General features: G+C 65.2%; 19 protein-coding genes. 11 read left to right on the forward strand and 8 right to left on the reverse strand.

Features of this window, described 5'->3' with window-relative positions:
• Nucleotides 1-163 precede the first annotated feature (163 nt).
• From FRF71_RS10735 to FRF71_RS10745, 3 genes are read left to right on the forward strand one after another with little or no spacing between them, the layout of a single operon-like run.
• Nucleotides 164-1,378: a class I SAM-dependent methyltransferase gene (locus FRF71_RS10735; RefSeq protein ID WP_147090648.1), complete on the forward strand. Its 1,215-nt coding sequence runs from the start codon at nt 164-166 to the stop codon at nt 1,376-1,378.
• Nucleotides 1,375-1,731, forward strand: a complete 357-nt coding sequence (locus FRF71_RS10740; protein ID WP_147090649.1) for a hypothetical protein — start codon at nt 1,375-1,377, stop codon at nt 1,729-1,731. The genes FRF71_RS10735 and FRF71_RS10740 overlap by 4 nt, the downstream gene beginning before the upstream one ends.
• Nucleotides 1,732-1,770: 39 nt before the next feature.
• Nucleotides 1,771-2,445: a hypothetical protein gene (locus tag FRF71_RS10745; protein ID WP_147090650.1), complete on the forward strand. Its 675-nt coding sequence runs from the start codon at nt 1,771-1,773 to the stop codon at nt 2,443-2,445.
• A 48-nt stretch (nt 2,446-2,493) separates the two neighbouring features.
• On the opposite strand, the gene FRF71_RS10750 is transcribed toward FRF71_RS10745, so the two are convergent.
• The 7 genes from FRF71_RS10750 to FRF71_RS10780 are packed head-to-tail and all read right to left on the reverse strand — an operon-like array spanning nt 2,494 to nt 9,024.
• Entirely contained in the window at nt 2,494-3,060 is a 567-nt protein-coding gene (locus FRF71_RS10750) for a VOC family protein (protein WP_147090651.1), read from the reverse strand.
• Nucleotides 3,060-4,241: a CaiB/BaiF CoA transferase family protein gene (locus FRF71_RS10755; protein ID WP_147090652.1), complete on the reverse strand. Its 1,182-nt coding sequence runs from the start codon at nt 4,239-4,241 to the stop codon at nt 3,060-3,062. The genes FRF71_RS10750 and FRF71_RS10755 overlap by 1 nt, the downstream gene beginning before the upstream one ends.
• The gene (locus FRF71_RS10760; RefSeq protein ID WP_147090653.1) at nt 4,238-5,170 is read right to left on the reverse strand and encodes a hydroxymethylglutaryl-CoA lyase; all 933 of its coding nucleotides are present in this window, start codon (nt 5,168-5,170) and stop codon (nt 4,238-4,240) included. The genes FRF71_RS10755 and FRF71_RS10760 overlap by 4 nt, the downstream gene beginning before the upstream one ends.
• Nucleotides 5,167-5,772 (reverse strand): 3-isopropylmalate dehydratase small subunit, encoded by a 606-nt coding sequence (gene leuD / locus FRF71_RS10765; RefSeq protein WP_147090654.1) that lies wholly within the window; start codon nt 5,770-5,772, stop codon nt 5,167-5,169. The genes FRF71_RS10760 and leuD overlap by 4 nt, the downstream gene beginning before the upstream one ends.
• A complete protein-coding gene (locus FRF71_RS10770) occupies nt 5,769-7,136 on the reverse strand; it encodes a 3-isopropylmalate dehydratase large subunit (protein ID WP_147090655.1) in 1,368 nt (455 codons plus the stop codon). The genes leuD and FRF71_RS10770 overlap by 4 nt, the downstream gene beginning before the upstream one ends.
• Nucleotides 7,137-7,145: 9 nt before the next feature.
• Entirely contained in the window at nt 7,146-7,628 is a 483-nt protein-coding gene (locus tag FRF71_RS10775) for a DUF3598 domain-containing protein (protein WP_147090656.1), read from the reverse strand.
• 10 nt (nt 7,629-7,638) lie between these two features.
• Nucleotides 7,639-9,024, reverse strand: coding sequence for an alpha/beta hydrolase (locus FRF71_RS10780; protein ID WP_147090657.1), 1,386 nt, complete (start codon nt 9,022-9,024; stop codon nt 7,639-7,641).
• Nucleotides 9,025-9,104: 80 nt separating this feature from the next.
• On the opposite strand from FRF71_RS10780, the gene FRF71_RS10785 reads away from it, so the two are divergent.
• Genes FRF71_RS10785 through FRF71_RS10815 form a run of 7 tightly spaced genes read left to right on the forward strand, consistent with a single transcriptional unit; the run spans nt 9,105 to nt 13,958 of the window.
• A complete protein-coding gene (locus FRF71_RS10785; RefSeq protein WP_147090658.1) occupies nt 9,105-9,785 on the forward strand; it encodes an isochorismatase family protein in 681 nt (226 codons plus the stop codon).
• A complete protein-coding gene (locus FRF71_RS10790; RefSeq protein WP_147090659.1) occupies nt 9,785-10,663 on the forward strand; it encodes a polysaccharide deacetylase family protein in 879 nt (292 codons plus the stop codon). The genes FRF71_RS10785 and FRF71_RS10790 overlap by 1 nt, the downstream gene beginning before the upstream one ends.
• Nucleotides 10,660-11,571: a polysaccharide deacetylase family protein gene (locus tag FRF71_RS10795; protein ID WP_147090660.1), complete on the forward strand. Its 912-nt coding sequence runs from the start codon at nt 10,660-10,662 to the stop codon at nt 11,569-11,571. The genes FRF71_RS10790 and FRF71_RS10795 overlap by 4 nt, the downstream gene beginning before the upstream one ends.
• Nucleotides 11,568-12,023 (forward strand): hypothetical protein, encoded by a 456-nt coding sequence (locus FRF71_RS10800; protein ID WP_238339191.1) that lies wholly within the window; start codon nt 11,568-11,570, stop codon nt 12,021-12,023. Before FRF71_RS10795 ends, FRF71_RS10800 begins: the two co-directional genes overlap by 4 nt.
• The gene (locus FRF71_RS10805; RefSeq protein ID WP_147090661.1) at nt 12,020-12,529 is read left to right on the forward strand and encodes a DUF1330 domain-containing protein; all 510 of its coding nucleotides are present in this window, start codon (nt 12,020-12,022) and stop codon (nt 12,527-12,529) included. Before FRF71_RS10800 ends, FRF71_RS10805 begins: the two co-directional genes overlap by 4 nt.
• Complete coding sequence (locus tag FRF71_RS10810; RefSeq protein WP_147090662.1) at nt 12,526-13,713, forward strand: class I SAM-dependent methyltransferase; 1,188 nt, start codon at nt 12,526-12,528, stop codon at nt 13,711-13,713. The genes FRF71_RS10805 and FRF71_RS10810 overlap by 4 nt, the downstream gene beginning before the upstream one ends.
• Nucleotides 13,701-13,958: a hypothetical protein gene (locus tag FRF71_RS10815; protein WP_147090663.1), complete on the forward strand. Its 258-nt coding sequence runs from the start codon at nt 13,701-13,703 to the stop codon at nt 13,956-13,958. The genes FRF71_RS10810 and FRF71_RS10815 overlap by 13 nt, the downstream gene beginning before the upstream one ends.
• On the opposite strand, the gene FRF71_RS10820 is transcribed toward FRF71_RS10815, so the two are convergent.
• Nucleotides 13,955-15,121, reverse strand: a complete 1,167-nt coding sequence (locus FRF71_RS10820) for an FAD-dependent monooxygenase (RefSeq protein WP_147090664.1) — start codon at nt 15,119-15,121, stop codon at nt 13,955-13,957. The two genes, FRF71_RS10815 and FRF71_RS10820, sit on opposite strands and share 4 nt — an antisense overlap.
• Nucleotides 15,122-15,227: 106 nt before the next feature.
• Here FRF71_RS10820 and FRF71_RS10825 point away from each other — a divergent pair, with 106 nt between their 5' ends.
• Nucleotides 15,228-16,247 (forward strand): zinc-dependent alcohol dehydrogenase family protein, encoded by a 1,020-nt coding sequence (locus FRF71_RS10825; protein ID WP_161597949.1) that lies wholly within the window; start codon nt 15,228-15,230, stop codon nt 16,245-16,247.
• Nucleotides 16,248-16,258 lie beyond the last annotated feature (11 nt).

Consider the following 16,258-nt stretch of genomic DNA (forward strand, 5'->3'; position numbering starts at 1 on the left):
GCACAGCGGTGAACTTCCCCGCCATTCCTTTGACCTCGGTCAAAGCGGGCCATTTGTGCTATGGTTAGGTCAGCCAATGGGACGCAACTAGCTTGACAGCGTCGCGGCCCCATGAAAAGTTGTCCGGACAAATTTGGCGATGCCGCCAGATTGGAGAGTGGTCATGAGTGCCGAACTGCCGCCCCCCTATACCGCGCTGACCAAGCACCCGATGCTGGCGCGCACCAACCATGATGAATCCGCGCGGTTCAATTTCCTGACGCACCTCAATCGCTATCTCTCGGGTACACTCGGGCCGGGCAACAAGCTGGCCTATGAGAAGCGCGTGCTCCCGGCCTTCCGCGAAGAGCATGGCCGCGATCCCGAACACCGCTATGAAATCCGCGATTTGATGAACCAGGACCCGTTCCACCGGATGTGGTCGGCCCTGAAGCGCAACTCGATGGAAATGCGCCAGCAGAACGGCCGCTCGACCGTGCTGCGCCAGCTTGATGAGCTTGATGCCCAGGCTCGCCAGTTCAACGAACATTCCGGCCAGCTTGAGCTGGATCCCAAGATCGAACAGCCGATTTACCAGACCGCGGTGGACATTCACTGCCAGCCGGGTGGCTACCACGGCGAGGAACGTCCCGGCGATGTCTCGGCCGGGGCCAATTACGATGTCGGCATCTTCGCCACGACCGGCGGCGCGCTCGGCGGGCTGAACGATGGCGGCGGGCAGGCTGTGGTTGCCTGGGCCAAGAAGGAGCGGCCCGACTGGCAGCCGCGCCGGATCCTCGATGTCGGCTGCACCGTAGGCCACAATGCCGTGCCGATTGCCGCTGCCTATCCCGATGCCGAAGTGATCGCGATCGACACCGCCGGCCCCTCGCTGCGCTATGGCGCGGCACGCGCGGCTGGGCTTGGCGTCAAGAACATCAAGTTCGTCCAGGCAAGCGGCGAGGATCTGTCGCGCTATCCGGATGGCTATTTTGACTGGGTGCAGACCACCATGTTCCTGCACGAGCTGTCGGCGGAATCGATGCCGCGGCTGCTAGCGGAATGTAACCGCGTGCTCGCCCCGGGCGGACTGATCCTGCATGTCGAACAGCCGCAGTATTCCCCGGAAATGCCGCTGTTTGAGCAATTCATGCGCGATTGGGACGCCTTCAACAACAACGAGCCGTTCTGGTCGGCGATGCATGGTGTGGACCTGAAGGACGTGATGGCCGGTGCCGGCTTCAACAAGGCGGATCAGTTCGTGGTCGGCGTGAGGGCGGTGGTCGATCGCTCGATCTTCCCGGCCGCTGAAAGCGAAGAGCAGGAAGACTATGGCCGGGCCGCAGTGTGGAACGCGTATGGCGCCTGGAAGCCGGTGGCGAAGGAGTTGGCGGCATGACCGAGGGGATTGACTGGATCGCCCGCGCCGGGGCCAAACCCAAGGGACGGCGCCCCGCCTTCTTTGAAGACCCGGCGATCGACCGCTTGCTGTCGCTGACCATGGCGGTGGTGGGTGAGGTTGCAGTGCTGCGCGAGCGGCTCGACACGGTCGAGCGGCTGCTCGAGGCCAAGGGCACGATCAGCCGCGCCGATATCGAGGCCTATCAGCCCGATCAGTTGGCTGGCGAGGAGCGCGGTGAATTGACCCGCGCCTATATCGCCCGCGTGATGCGCGGCTTCCAACAGGAGGTCGAGGCCCTCGAAAATCCCGATCCGCCGATCATGGACTGGGTGGAAAAGTTCTCGAAGTAACGGGCGGCCGCCGATCGCGGCACGAAGGGGGGCAAGCAGATGGAAGAAGTGCTGGTGCTGCGCTGGCTGCACATCCTCGCCATGGTCTATTGGCTGGGCGGTGAATGGGGTGTGTTCCAGACGAGCTACAACGTGATCAACCGCAGCCTCTCGCTTGAAGAGCGGCGGCGGCACATGGAAACGGCCTATCGGATCGATATCCTGGCCCGCACCGGCATCATCATGCTGCTGCCGCTGGGTCTGCACATGGGTAATATCTATGGCCTGCAGCCCTATGGCGGTTCGTTCCTGACCGGTATGTGGATATTCGTCGCGCTGTGGCTGGGGCTGTGCTGGGCCGCCTTCTTCAAGCGCGAGACCGATCTTGGGATCAAGCTGACCAAGCTGGACGAGATGGTGCGCTGGGTGCTGATCCCGACGATCTTCGTGGTCGGCATCTCCTCGCTGATGGGCAATGGTCCGTTCGTGGCGGACGAGGGGATGCGCTGGTATGCGCTGAAGTTCACTCTGTATGGCTGGGCGCTGTGCATCGGCCTGGGTCTGCGCTGGATCATGCGCGCCTGGACCACGCGCTTTCGCCAACTAGCCGAAGGCCCGAATCCAGCCGCCGAGGCCGCGCTGGAGCGCGAGATCGGCTGGGGCCGGATGCTGGCCTATATCTACTGGATCACCATTTCGGGGATCTGCTTCCTGGGGACGGTCAAGCCGCTCTGAGGAAGACCCATCCGAAACGCGAAGGGCTCCCCGGTTGGGGAGCCCTTTTCATTTCAGGATCTGGTTCATCTCGATCAGGATCCCGTCAGGATCGAAGAAGTTGCAGCCCATCACCCGGATATCAGGCCCGCCATTGCGGCCGGGATAGACCTGCAGGCGCGGTTCGGCAGTGAAGGTTACGCCGGGCACTGCCCTGGCCGCCTTGCAGCGGCCTTCGACATCATCCGTGTTCATCACGATCACCACGCCGCCGGGCCCCATGCGAGTGGGATAGGGCGCAGCCGACAGCTTCGGCTCGATCCACTGCATCAGTCCGATCCAGCCGACCCAGCCATCATTGGCATTGAGCAGCACCAGCCGAGCCTTGGCCCCCGGCGGGCCGGCGGGCAGGGCAACGCCACTGGTTTCGACCACGGTGTCATAGTTGACCTTCATGCCCACCACATCGCGGTACAGCTTCAGGCTGGCTTCCATGTCGCGGACAATCAGCGTGGTGCGTCGGACATCGGTCGGCACGCGCTCGGTGGGGGCTGTCACCCCCGGTGCAGTCGGCTTGTCTTGGGCCTGGGCGCACGACGCTGCAGCCAAGGCCAGCAGCGGCAGAGCGAAGCGCATCACTGGCTCTCCTCAACAGCACCGGAATCTATCAGGCTGGCGATCCGGTCAGCGGAATAGCCCAGGTCGGCCAGCACCGCGCGCGCGTCCGCGCCCGGCTTGGGCAAGGCACTCGGCGCGCCGGGGCGCTTGCCGTCCATCTCGAGCGGAATGGTCGGCAGCTTGGTCTGCGCGCCGGTATCAAGCGTGACCGGCTCCATGCCCCCGGCGTTGAGGTGGGGATCGTCGAACAGCTCCTCGGGCTTGCCGATCGGGGCAAAGGGCATGCCGGTGCCGTCCAGCTTGGCGATCACTTCGGCGCGGGTCATCTGGCCGACCAGCTCGCGGATGCGCGGCAGGATCCGGTCGCGCGCCAGGACGCGCTGGTTGTTGGCGCGGATGGTCTCGTCGGCCCACAGGTCGTCGAGGCCGAACAGTGCGCAGAACTTCTCCCACAGCGCATCGGTGACCACACCGATGAAGACCGGATCGTCCTGCGTCTCAAACACGTCGTAGATCGCCCAGGCCGAGACCCGCGCCGGCATCGGGGCGGCGGGTTTGCCCGTCACCGCAAACTGCGCCATGTGCTGGCCGACGAGGTAGGCCGTGGTCTCGAACAGGCTGGCCACCACCTTTTGCCCGCGTCCGGTGCGGTGGCGTTCCTCCAGCGCGGCAAGAATGCCGATCACCCCGAACATCCCGCCGGTCACATCGATTACGCTCGCCCCGGCGCGCAGCGGGCGCCCCGGCGGCCCGGTCATATAGGCGAGACCGCCCATCATCTGTGCAACCTCGTCCAGCGCAGTCCGCTGTTCATAGGGGCCGGGCAGGAAACCCTTTTCCGAGCAATAGATCAGCCGCGGATTGGTGCTGGCGAGGCTGTCATAGTCCAGCCCCAGCCGGTCGAGCGCGGTGGGGCGGAAGTTCTCGACCAGCACGTCGGCGTTGGCGCAGAGGTCCTTGGCCACGGAAAGACCATCGGCGGATTTGAGGTTGAGACAGATCGATTGCTTGCCGCGATTGTACATCGGGAAGTAGCCCGCACCGGAACCAAGCAGTCGCCGCGTCTGGTCCCCGCCGATCGGCTCGACCCGCACGACCTCGGCGCCCAGGCCGGCCAGGATATGACCGACCGTCGGCCCCATCACCATGTGGGTGAATTCGACCACCTTGATCCCGGCGAGAGGGGTGGGTGCGCTCATGCCTCGGACTCCTTGGGGGCGATCCTTTCGTTGTAATCGAGCATCGGCCCGGCATCGGGCGTGAAGCCGTAGAGCGGCTCACCGGGGAGCGCTTCGGCGAGGATCTGGCGGACTTCCAGAAGTTTGGCGAGGTCGATTCCGGTCTTGAGGCCCATCGAATTGAGCATCAGCACCAGATCCTCGGTCACCAGGTTGCCCGAAGCACCGGGGGCATAGGGGCACCCGCCCAGACCGCCGAGCGAGGCATCGAGCGTGGTGATCCCCTCCTCCAGCCCGGCCAGCGCATTGGCCAGGCCGAGGCCGCGGGTATTGTGGAGGTGGAGCGTGGTGAGCTTGTCCCCCACTGCGCCGCGCACCTTGCCGATCAGCCGCTTGACCTGCGCCGGATCGGCATAGCCCGTCGTGTCGGACAGGCTGAACTCCTGCGCTCCGGCTTCGGCAGCGGCGGCGGCCAGGCGGACGACCTGCTCCTCGCTGACCGCACCCTCGATCGTACAGCCGAAGGCGGTTGAGAGTCCGACGGCGAAATGCACCCCGCCCGCATTGGCGATCTGCGCCACTTCGGCGATCTCGGCCAGCATCGCCGGGTGGTCCTTGCGGACATTGCGCAGCGAATGGGTCTCGCTCATCGAGAAGGGGATCGACATGGCGTGGACCCCGGCCTCGACCGCCCGCGCCGCGCCTTTGGCATTGGGCACCAGCGCGACAACGTTGAGGCCCGGAATGGTCCGCGCAAAGGCGACCAGCTCCGCGGTGTCCGCCATCTGCGGCAGCAGGCTTGGCGGCACGAAGGAGCCGACCTCGATCTCTTTCACCCCGGCCGCCGCCTCGGCCGCGATCCAGGCCTTCTTGGCTTCGAGCGACATGACCCGGTCAATCGACTGAAGCCCATCGCGCGGGCCGACTTCGGAGACGAGGATCTCGGTCATGCACGTTTCTCCAGGTAGACCCACGGCCGCGCGGCGCGATCCGTTTCGGTCCAGGCGGCGATGGCTTGGCGGTGCTTGAGCGTCAGGTCGATCGCATCGAGCCCTTCGAGCAGCATGGCCTTGGCCTCTTCGTCGATCACGAAGTGCCAGGTCTTGCCTTTGGCTGCGACAGTTTGCGCTGCCAGGTCGATCGTCACCATGGCCCATTGCAGCTCGCGCACGACCTCTTCGGGCAGTTCGACCGGCAGCAGGCCGTTGCGGATGCAATTGCTCTTGAAGATCGGGGCGAAGCTGGGGGCAATGATCGACTCGATCCCGAATTCGGCAAGCGCCCAGACGGCGTGCTCGCGGCTCGATCCGCAGCCAAAGTTCTTGCCGCCCAGCAGCAGGCGCGTGCCGATCGCATCGCGCTGGTTGAGCACGAAGGAAGGATCGGTGATGCGCTTGTCGGCATCGGTATAGCGCCACGGCGCGAACAGGCCGCCCGCCAGGCCGGTGCGCCCGGTACTGCGCATTTCGCGGCTGGGGATGATCGTGTCGGTATCGATGTTGTCGATCAGCAGCGGCACGCCGGGGCTGGCGATGGTCGAGACAGGCTTCATGACGCCAAGACCTTGCGGGGATCCGCAATCACGCCGGCCAGCGCCGAGGCTGCGACCACTTCCGGGCTGGCGATATGGGTGCGGATGCCGGGGCCCTGGCGGCCTTCGAAATTGCGATTGGTGCTGCTGATCGTCCGGCTGCCGGGTTCGAAACCTTCGCCGCCGGCATAGAAGCACAGCGAGCAGCCCGAATTGCGCCACTCAAACCCGGCGGCGGTGAAGACCTGATCGAGCCCCTCGGCCTCGGCCGCACGCTTGACCGCCATCGATCCGGGTACGACCAGCGCCTTCTTGATCGAGGGGGCGATGTGCTTGCCCTTGAGCAGCGCAGCGGCGCGGCGCAGGTCGGAGAGGCGGCTGTTGGTGCAAGACCCGATGAAGGCCGCGTCGATCGGGGTTCCGGCGATCGGCTGTCCGGCATTGAGGCCGATGTATTCATGGACCCGCGGCGGTCCCTGAGGAATGCGCGCGTCGATGGCGATGGCCTGTTCCGGGCTGGTGCCCCAGGACACCATCGGGGCAAGGCCCGATGCATCGATCTCGATCTCCCGGTCGAACCGCGCATCGGGATCGCTGACAAGGCTCGACCAGTAAGGCGCATCGAAGCTGGCGGGCGCATATGGCCGCCCGGCCAAATAGGCAAAGGTCGCCGCATCGGGTACAATGATCCCGGTCATGGCCGCAAACTCGGTCGCCATGTTGCAGAGGGTCATGCGCCCTTCCATGTCGAGGCAGCGCACGGCCTCGCCAGCGAATTCCACCACGTGTCCGGCCCCGCCGCCCGCGCCGTGGCGAGCGATCAGGGCGAGCGCCATGTCCTTCGCCGTGACGCCGGATGGCAAGGCGCCGGTAAAGGTCACCCGCATGGTGCCGGGCCGGGCGAGCCGCAGGACGCCAGTGGCCATGGCGTGCTCGGCCTCGCTTGAGCCGATCCCCCAGGCGAGCGCGCCAAAGGCCCCCTGGGTGCAGGTATGGCTGTCAGGCGCGACCAGGGTCACGCCGGGCAGGACGATGCCCTGTTCGGGCGAAATCACGTGGACGATGCCCTGATCGCGGTCGGTCACATCGAACAGGGTGATCCCGGCAGCCAGCGCTGCCTCACGGGTTTCGGTGATGAAGGCCTGACCACCGGGCATCAGTGTCTGGTCGCCGCGGCCCAGACGCGTATCGACGATGTGGTCCATGACCGCGAAAACCCGCGCCGGATCTTGAACCGGGCGGCCCGCCGCCGCCATCGACTTGAGCGCGGCGGCGCCGGTGCGTTCGTGCAGAAATATCCGGTCGATCGCGATCAGGGCTGCGCCGCCAGTGGTCTCTGCCACCCGGTGCGCGTCCCAGATCTTGTCGAACAGTGTCCGGCCCATTGCCCGATCCTAGCCCTCAAAACTCCGCCAGTCGCGCGTTACCAGCTTTTCCTGGATCGCGGTGCGGGTTTCGAGCAGGCCGTTCCTGATCCAGTGCCAGGTGCGGCAGCGGTTCTGGCCATCGTCCGAAAGCTGGATCATCTCGTAGAGGTAGAGCGAAGGATCGCCTTGGCGCTGCCAATAGAGCATGACCGTGCGGTTGTATTCATCGAGCGGGACCTCGGCGGCCCAGCCCTTGATCAGTTCGTTGTCCCACCATACCCGGCCATCGCGGTACTCGGCCGGAAACTCGCGCACTTCGGTGCGGCCATCGGCCCAGGTGTAGTGGTTGGTCTGGTGGTAGGGGTGCGGGCCCTCATCGGGAAAGCGACACAGCAGCCGGCTGGCATGCTCGTCCACCTTGTCGTTGGCGGCGTTGAAGTAGGAATAGGTGCCTTCCCAGACGCCTTCGTGGCGGGCGAGGAGCGGCATGGCTTCACGGATATTCGTCATGGGGAGGGACTTATCCTTTGTTCTGGAGGGCGATGGCGAATTGACGCGCGGCACTGGCGCGGACTAGCGCGCGGCACTCGGTAGCAAGGCGTTCGAGCGCGATGTCTTCCGGCGCGAAGGGGATCGCGTAGGCGGCATTGCCTTCATACCACGGCGCGAAGAAGTGCCGGGCGCGGGCAATCGCCCAGGCGCGGGTCAGATAGGCGCCGAAGCGGTCGGGGGTGAAATCGGGGAACAGGCGGGCCGGATCGCCCACCGGGAGGGGCGGCAGGGCGACGGCGCTGACACCCAGGGCTGCACGTGCCGCTTCGATCACATCGGCCCAGGGTGCCCAGTCGGTCGGGGCCTCGCCTGGCCAAGGGCTCGACAGGCCGTGGCCGGGCAGATCGATCGCCGTGCCGCTGATGGCGATGCAGTCCAGCGCCTCGCCCGGTCCGTGGACCTGCAACATATCCTGCGCGCCCGTTTCGGCCCGGCGCCAGTGGAGCTGGCCGGTGAAGGACGACGTGTTGACGGTAATGAAGCCCTGATGGCCATCGGCCTTGGGCTCGATGCTGGGACCCGTCGGCAGGGTCTTCAGGAATTCCAGGCTGACTGTAGTCTGATCGTCCGGCGTGCGGACCTTCTGGGCCGACCAACTGGCCGGCATCGCGCCCAGCCGGTCGATATGGGCCTGCATCGGATCGCCATCATAAGCCGTGATGAAGACCGGGGCGGTGACGCTGTCCGGCGGCGGAATGTCGCGCGGGGCCGCCAGGACGGCAGCGTAGCCATGGCGGAAGCTGTCCCCGGCGTCGAGGATCTCCATGATGATGTCATGGACCCGCGCCGGATCGTCGTGCGCATTGCGCATCCGGGTTTCGTTGCGGGCATCGTACCAGGGGAAGAACCAGGCCTGCTCCAGGATCCGGTTCCAGGCCCAGACCAGGTGCTGGCCATAGGGTAGCGGCAGGAAGGGCGGGGTATAATTGGCGCCGAAGGCAGCCTTCTCAGCCTCGGTCCAGACGCCATAGCCACCGGCTGCGATCCCGCTGAACCGCTGCGGATGGCGCTTCAGCGCGGTGATCAGGATGATCGCGCCCGAATGGAAGCCATAGGCCGGAACCTGTTCCAGCCCGAGCGCGGCGATGAATTCGACGATCGCATCGGCATAGTCGTTAATGTCCGGGCTGGCCTTGGCGAGCGGTTCGGACTGCCCGAAACCCGGCGTATCCGGAGCAATGCAGGTGAAATGCGCGCCCCAGCGCTGCATCAGTTCTTCATATTCGCCGCCCGAACGCGGGCTCTGGTGGACCAGCAGCAACACCGGGCCAGTGCCCGCCCTGCGATAATGCACACGGCGCTTGCTCGCTCCGCTGCCCAGGGTCAGGTAGTGGCGGGTAATCGCTGCGGCCATGGCAAGTTGTCCGGACAAATTGTTCTCGACAAGCCCATAGTGCGGCGGCAAAGTCTGCGCAAGCAAGGGAGCCACGATTAATGAGTCTGATCGGCACGCGGATGGTGAGCGATGGCAAGACCGCCCGCCAGATCTTTGAAGAGGTCATGGCCAACCCGGCGCGCAAGAAGTTCGGGTTTGGCAGCAAGCTCGCGATCGTGAACGTCGATTTCCAGCAGGCCTATACGGCGATCGACAAGTTCGCGACCGCCTATGAAACCGATCCGCGCCAGATCGAGTATGCCAACACGATCAGCCGCCTGGCCCGCGCCAAGGGCATGCCGGTGATCTGGACCCGGGTGGCCTACAAGGCTGATGCTGGCGATGCCGGGGTCTGGGGCACCCGTACCGATACGCCGGACTCGCTCCAGAACATCAAGTACGACAGCGAACGCCACCAATACGATCTGCGGGTCGAGATCGGACCGGATGACCTGCAATATACCAAGCGCATGCCATCAGCCTTCTTCGAAACGCAGCTGGCCAGCTATCTGGTCTGGCACAAGGTCGATACGGTGGTGGTGACCGGCGGATCGACCTCTGGCTGCGTCCGCGCCACGGCGGTCGATGCGCTGAGCCACGGCTATCGCACGATTGTGCCGATCGAGACCTGCGCGGACAAGCACGAGTCCTATCACTTCGCCAACCTTACCGACCTGCAACTGAAGTACGCCGATGTCGAACCGGTCCAGGCTGTGATCGACTGGCTGGAGGCGCGGTAATGCAGGAAGGCGCGGGCGATCCGCAGCTTTACGATTATGCCCCCTATCGCGGCCGCAAGAAGGTGGTCTGGCCGGGTGGCAAGACCGTCGCGGTCTGGGTCGCGCCCAACCTGGAATATTACGAGATCGATCCGCCGGCCCACCCCAAGCGCAAGGCCTGGGCGCGGCCGCATCCGGACGTGGTCGGCTATTCCCACCGCGACCATTCCAACCGGGTCAGCCACTGGCGCATGGCCGAAGTGATGAGCAAGCACGGCTTTCCCGGTTCGGTCAGCCTGTCGGTCGCGCTGTGCCAGCATCACCCGGAAGTCGTGGCAGATGGTGCTGCGCGTGGCTGGGAGTTTTTCAGCCACGGCATTTACAATACCCGCTATGCCTATGAAATGTCGGAAGATCAGGAGCGCGCGATCATCGCGGACTCGATCCGCACCGTCCGCGAGGCGACCGGACAGACGATCCGTGGCTGGCTTGCCCCGGCGCTGACGCACACGCCGCGCACGCTCGACCTGATTGCCGAGATGGGGCTCGATTACACCTGCGATCTCTACCACGATGACCAGGTGCAGGAAGTGAAGGTCCGGTCCGGCCGGCTCGCGTCGATCCCCTATAGCCTTGAGGTCAACGACCACTACGGCTTCTTCGTCTACAATATGTCCGGCCGCGAATATGCTGACACCCTGATCCGCCAGTTCGAGCGCCTGGCGGCTGAGGGCGAGGCATCCGGCACAGTCATGTGCATTCCCTTGCATGCCTATCTGATCGGCCAGCCGCACCGGATCGGCCCGTTCGAGGAGGCGCTGCGGCATATCGCTGCGGACGGCCGCGCCTGGATCGCGCGGGCCGGTGAGATTATCGACGCGTGGAGGGCCCAGGCGTGACCCTCGATCCGGCCTATCTCGAGTATCCCAAGCGCCGCCATGGCTATGACCACGACCTCTATGCCTGGTCGGCGCTCCATGAGCGCCCGTCGGTCAAGTGGCCGCAAGGCTCGGTCGCGGTCTGGGTCTGTGTCAGCCTGGAATGGTTTCCAATCGTACCGGGCGGGGCCTTTGCCGCGCCGGGGCACATGCAAACGGCCTATCCTGACTACCGCCACTATACCGCGCGCGACTACGGCAACCGGGTGGGGGCATGGCGCTTCCTCGATGCGCTGGCCAGGGCCGGTGCCAAGGCCAGCTTTGCCACCAATGCCGCGGTGGCCGAACGCTATCCGGAACTGGTCCGGGCCGTGCTGGATGGCGGGCACGAACTGATCGCCCATTCGACCGATATGAACGGCACGATCGATTCATCGCTGGCGGCAAATGCCGAGCGGGATCTGATCAACGACGCAATTCACCGGATCAAGCTCGCCAGCGGTGTACGGCCAACGGGTTGGCTTTCCATTGCCCGCTCACAGAGCTTCAACACCTTGAATTTACTTAAGGATATCGGACTAACCTATTGCTGTGACTGGGTTAATGATGAAATGCCCTATCACTTCACCAATGGCCTGATCAACCTTCCGCTCAACCATGAACTGTCCGACCGGACGATCATCGCGGTCCAGCAGCAATCAGCGGATAGCTGGGCGCAGAGCCTGGAAGACGCGTTCGACTGGCTGGCAGCAGAGGCAGCCGCAACCGGATCGGGGCGGATGCTGCCGATCCATGTCACGCCTTACATCATGGGCCTGCCCTATCGCATCGCCGCCTTTGAGCGCCTGCTTGAACGGCTAAGCCAGCGCAGCGAATGCTGGTTCGCGCGCGGCGATCAGATCGTCTCCAGCTGGGAGGCCCAACAATGAGCAACCGCGCCGAACTCGCCCGGGCCATGCCCGCCATGCTGCGTCACGAAGGTTGGTGGGACGGCTGGTACCGCCACTTCGATGGCGAAGGGAAGATGATCGACGCGCACCGGGTGAAGACCTGGTGCGAGTTTCCGGACGCGGGCGAGTGGCATTACATCCAGCACAACTGGCTGGAATGGGATGACGGCCGCACGGCGACTTACGAGTTCGGCGGACGGCTGGAGGGCAATAACCTGGTCTGGCAGACCGACCGGTTCGGTGGTTACGGCTGGCAGACGCACGAAGACGTGCTGATGCTGCGGCTGGAGCGGCAGGACGTGCCCGATGCCTATTACATCGAGATGATTGCCATTGCCGCGGACGGGCAGACCCGTTCGCGCACTTGGGAATGGTTCCAGCATGGCCGCCCGTGGAAGTGGACCCACTGTAACGAGGAAAAGACGGGTTGATCACCGCGCTGCTCTTCCTGGCCCAGGCGGTCGATCCCGCAGTGACCAAGGCCAAGCCGCTTGAAGCCCCGCGCGCTGCCGCGCCGTCCTCAAGCACTTGCGACCAGCCGGTGATCATGGTCGTTGCCGGGCCAACCCGCGACCGCGCGCGGATGCTCGCCTATGGCAAGGCGATCGCCGAGAGTCGGCTCTACCAGCAACTAGGCGGCTACTACCTCAATGCCCCGCAGGCCGTGGCGCAGTGCGAGGGCAGCCCGCCGGCCGGCTATACCACGCTGATGGTCCGCTTCCCGTGTCTGGAGAACGCCCGCGCCTTCTGGAACAGCGAGGCGTACCAGAAGCAGATCCTGCCGCTGCGGCAAAACCCTTCGGCTGGGGATTATTTTGTGACAGTTTACCCCGAAGTCCCCTTGCGCGATGATCTGATCGGCAAGGTGGGCGATAATGGCTATCGTGCCGAATTTGATGCCGCCGCCGTGCCCCAGGCCAAAGGAACCGGACAATGACGCTTGCGCTCAACCACCCGATGAACCCGGAAAAGACGCCTGAGGAGCTGGCGCGCGGCCGGTTCGTGTCAGGCATCCGCAGCCTGATCCTCAACGACCTGGCAGGTGATCTCAAGACGGCCTACGACAAGCGCGCCGCCCCGGCTTTCAAGAAGCGTGAGGGGCGCGAGCCGGCCAGCAGCCGCGATGCCCACATGGCGCTGCGCGGCGATCCGGCCTTCAACATTTATTCCGCGATGCGGGTCCAGGCGCAAAAGATGGTCTGGGCCAGCGTGGGTGACAGCGTGGCGCGGGAAAGCGACAAGCTGGCGGCAGAGGCCGCCAAGGTTTCCAACCAGCCCGGCTCCGTTACGCTCAATCCGAACCTCGAAGTGCCGCGCAATGTCTCGGCGATCGACGTCCACCTGATGCCGGGCAGCTATGTCCGCGGGGAAGACAGCCTGGAGGCCGGCGCGATCTATGACCGCGGGCTGGCCGTCTTCTCGATGGGGCTGATGGGGGCGAACCTCGACGATATCGGGCTGTCGATGGCGAAATATATCTCGCTGCGTTACCCCGATTTCCACCCGCAGCGGATCCTCGATACCGGCTGCACTATCGGTCACAACACCCTGCCGTGGAAGCAGACCTATCCCGATGCCGAAGTAATTGCCATCGATGCCGCGCCAGGCGGACTGGTCTATGGCTCGGCACGCGCCAAGATGCAGGGCCTGGAAGTGCACTTCCAGCAGATGTGCGCTGACAGTCTCGATTTCCCCGATGCCAGCTTCGATATGGTCTGGAGCTCGATGTTCCTGCACGAATTGTCGAAGAAGACCCGCGCCGCCGCCTTTGCCGAAGCTTACCGGGTCCTAAAGCCCGGCGGGCTGATGCTGCATATGGAACTGCCGCCCAATGGCGAGATGAGCGCCTTTGACGGGTTCTACCTCGATTGGGACAGCTACTACAACGAAGAGCCGTTCTATAAAGGCTACCGCGACGAAAGCCCGCCCGAGCTTTGCGCCCGCGCCGGCTTCGCGCCGGAAAACTACTTCCAGTTCGTGGTGCCCTCGGTTGGCATCTACGGCGAGCAGGCGATTGCCGACATGGTCGCCAGCGACCAGGCTGAGGCGGTGGGCCAGGCCACCACCGGGCGGCTGGCCGAAGGGGTTATGTGGTTCGGTTACGGAGCGTGGAAGCAGTGAAGGACGATCTGCGCCCCGAAGACGCCCCGACCGAAATCTATGACGGGTTGGGCCGCGCGCGGTTCTTTGCCGATCCGGGGATGGACCGCTTCGTTGCCGTGGTGATGAACCTGGCCCAGGAAGTCTGGGTCCAGGAAGAACGCCTGCTGGCACTGGAAGAGGACAAGGGCGCCGCCCCGGCGGATCGTGAGGCCAAGCTCAAGGCCTTTATCGACCGCGTGTTCGAGCCGGTGCGCGGAGCCTAGACCCCCGCTTCGACCGGGTTGAAGCCCATGACCGCCTCGTTCGAAAGCGGCGCGGTTGAGGGCACGAAGGTATCGGGATTGATCGCCTGGGTCACCTCGCCCTGCCGCTTCGACATGGCGTGGAGCAGTTCAGTGCGCGGGCGGCGCGCGGCTTCGTAGCGGGCCAGCGCGGTTTCGACTTCGGGCTCCAGTTGCAGCGCGCGGGCCAAGGCCCAGCCATCCTCGATCGCCATGGCGGCGCCAGCGCCCAGGAAGGGCAGCATGGCATGGGCCGCATCGCCCAGCAGCGTGACCCGGCCGACGGACCAGCGCGGCAGCGGGGTGCGGTCGTAAAGCCCCCATTTGATGATCGGTCCGGCCTGCTCGATCAGGCCCAACACGTCCGGATGCCAGCCGGCAAAGGCGCGCGCCACCTCGTCGCGGCTGGCGCTGATCGACCAGCCTTCGCCGACCACCTCGTCGGTCTCGACCAGCCCGGCGCAATTGACGACCTTGCCCCCCGCCATGGTGTAACGGTTGAAGGTGCGCTTCGGCCCGATGAAGATCGCGCTGCGACCGAGGGCCATGAAGGGCTCGGCCTGATCGGCGGGGACCAGGAAACGATAGGCCAGGTGGTTGGTGTAGCGCGGCTCGTCGCCGGGGAAGAGCAGGGCGCGCACGGCCGAGCGGACGCCATCGGCGCCAACGAGGACCGATCCGCTCGCGCTGGACCCATCGGCGAAGCGGGCGATCACTTTGCCCGCATTCTGCTCCAGCCCGATCAGGCGGCGGCCAGTTTGGATCGCCACACCCAGTCGCTCCGCTGCGGCGATCAGCACGGTCTGCAAGTCGGCGCGGTAGCAGTGGCGGACGATGTCGCTCACCCCATCGTCGGCGCGCCCGTCGCCCCGGTCCGGCGCGCCCATCAGCAGGCGCGCGTTTTGGTAGTGAAGGAACGGGAGAGCACCTGCCGGGCAGGCGATCGCCGCAACCTCGCGCTGAATGCCAAGATCGCGGAACACGTGCTGCGCGCCGCGCCCCAGGGTCAGACCCGCGCCGGTTTCACGCAGCTCGCTCGCCGCTTCATGAACCTCGACAGACAGGCCCGCGCGGGCAAGGGCAATGGCAGCTGTCAGCCCGCCCAGGCCCGCCCCGATCACCAGCACCGGATCATTTGTTCGCATGGCGGGAAGCTGGCGCAATTCTGCTCCACCGACAAGGATTACCGCTTGGGAATGTCCGGACAACTCTGCTAGCCGTTGGGGATATCAGCAGAGGGACAAAGCGGCGATGAAAGCTTGGGAAATCGGTTCGATCACGGGGATCGACGGGATGCGGCTGGCCGAGCGGGCCGACCTGGTAGCCGGCCCAGGGCAAGTGCTGGTCGAAGTGATTGCTGCCGGCCTCAATTACCGCGACTTGATGGTGCTGGAAGGCCGCTATGGTACGCCCAAGCCGGCTGAGCGGATTCCGCTGGCGGACGGCGTCGGCCGGATTGCCGCGCTGGGTGAGGGCGTCACCGGCTGGTCGCCTGGTGAGCGCGTCATCGCCCCGCATTTCTCGACCTGGATCGACGGGCCCTATTCGCTCAGCGTCTTCGCGGCGGACCTGGGTTCCAGCGCCGATGGCTGGCTGGCGCAGCAGATCGTCCTACCCGCCGCCGCGCTGGTGCGCGTGCCCGATGCGATGAGCGACCTGGGTGCGGCAACGGTCTCGGTCGTGGCGGCAACGGTCTGGCACGCAATGGTCGCCTTCGGCCAGGTCCAGCCCGGTGAGCTGGTGCTGGCCCAGGGCACTGGCGGCGTCTCGGTCTTTGCGCTGCAATTGGCGAAGGCATTGGGCGCGCAGGTGGCGATTACCTCGTCGAGCGATGCGAAGCTCGCCCGTTGCCGCGAACTGGGCGCTGATTTCACCGTCAACTACCATGAGCGCCCCGATTGGGCCGCTGCATTGCTGGAAGCGACCGGCGGGCGCGGGGCCGATGTGGTGGTGGATACGCTGGGCTTCGACGTGCTGGGTGAGACGGTAGCGGCCTGCGCGGTTAACGCCCGGATCGGCACGGTGGGTGCGCTTTCGGGCACGCCGCAGGCTCAGGCGGGGGTTAGCCAAGGCATGCTGATCGCGCGCAATATCGCAATCAAGGGGATCGCCTCGGGCAGCCGGGCGATGCTGGAGGCGGCGCTGGATGTGATCGGCAAGGCTGGGACCGAACCGGTGGTCGATGCGACTTTCGCCTTTGCCGATGCCCAGGAGGCCTATCGTCACCTTGCCGCCGGCGCGCATCTGGGCAAGATTGCCATCACGATCTGACGAGAGGACAT

The organism is Novosphingobium ginsenosidimutans (genome assembly GCF_007954425.1).
Classification (GTDB): domain Bacteria; phylum Pseudomonadota; class Alphaproteobacteria; order Sphingomonadales; family Sphingomonadaceae; genus Novosphingobium; species Novosphingobium ginsenosidimutans.

Bases quoted from the DNA above. Each gene is read 5' to 3' on its own strand.
- FRF71_RS10735 (WP_147090648.1), top strand. From the start codon at position 164: ATGAGTGCCGAACTGCCGCCCCCCTATACCGCGCTGACCAAGCACCCG.
- FRF71_RS10740 (WP_147090649.1), top strand. From the start codon at position 1,375: ATGACCGAGGGGATTGACTGGATCGCCCGCGCCGGGGCCAAACCCAAG.
- FRF71_RS10745 (WP_147090650.1), top strand. From the start codon at position 1,771: ATGGAAGAAGTGCTGGTGCTGCGCTGGCTGCACATCCTCGCCATGGTC.
- FRF71_RS10750 (WP_147090651.1), bottom strand. From the start codon at position 3,060: ATGCGCTTCGCTCTGCCGCTGCTGGCCTTGGCTGCAGCGTCGTGCGCC.
- FRF71_RS10755 (WP_147090652.1), bottom strand. From the start codon at position 4,241: ATGAGCGCACCCACCCCTCTCGCCGGGATCAAGGTGGTCGAATTCACC.
- FRF71_RS10760 (WP_147090653.1), bottom strand. From the start codon at position 5,170: ATGACCGAGATCCTCGTCTCCGAAGTCGGCCCGCGCGATGGGCTTCAG.
- leuD (WP_147090654.1), bottom strand. From the start codon at position 5,772: ATGAAGCCTGTCTCGACCATCGCCAGCCCCGGCGTGCCGCTGCTGATC.
- FRF71_RS10770 (WP_147090655.1), bottom strand. From the start codon at position 7,136: ATGGGCCGGACACTGTTCGACAAGATCTGGGACGCGCACCGGGTGGCA.
- FRF71_RS10775 (WP_147090656.1), bottom strand. From the start codon at position 7,628: ATGACGAATATCCGTGAAGCCATGCCGCTCCTCGCCCGCCACGAAGGC.
- FRF71_RS10780 (WP_147090657.1), bottom strand. From the start codon at position 9,024: ATGGCCGCAGCGATTACCCGCCACTACCTGACCCTGGGCAGCGGAGCG.
- FRF71_RS10785 (WP_147090658.1), top strand. From the start codon at position 9,105: ATGAGTCTGATCGGCACGCGGATGGTGAGCGATGGCAAGACCGCCCGC.
- FRF71_RS10790 (WP_147090659.1), top strand. From the start codon at position 9,785: ATGCAGGAAGGCGCGGGCGATCCGCAGCTTTACGATTATGCCCCCTAT.
- FRF71_RS10800 (WP_238339191.1), top strand. From the start codon at position 11,568: ATGAGCAACCGCGCCGAACTCGCCCGGGCCATGCCCGCCATGCTGCGT.
- FRF71_RS10810 (WP_147090662.1), top strand. From the start codon at position 12,526: ATGACGCTTGCGCTCAACCACCCGATGAACCCGGAAAAGACGCCTGAG.
- FRF71_RS10820 (WP_147090664.1), bottom strand. From the start codon at position 15,121: ATGCGAACAAATGATCCGGTGCTGGTGATCGGGGCGGGCCTGGGCGGG.
- FRF71_RS10825 (WP_161597949.1), top strand. From the start codon at position 15,228: ATGAAAGCTTGGGAAATCGGTTCGATCACGGGGATCGACGGGATGCGG.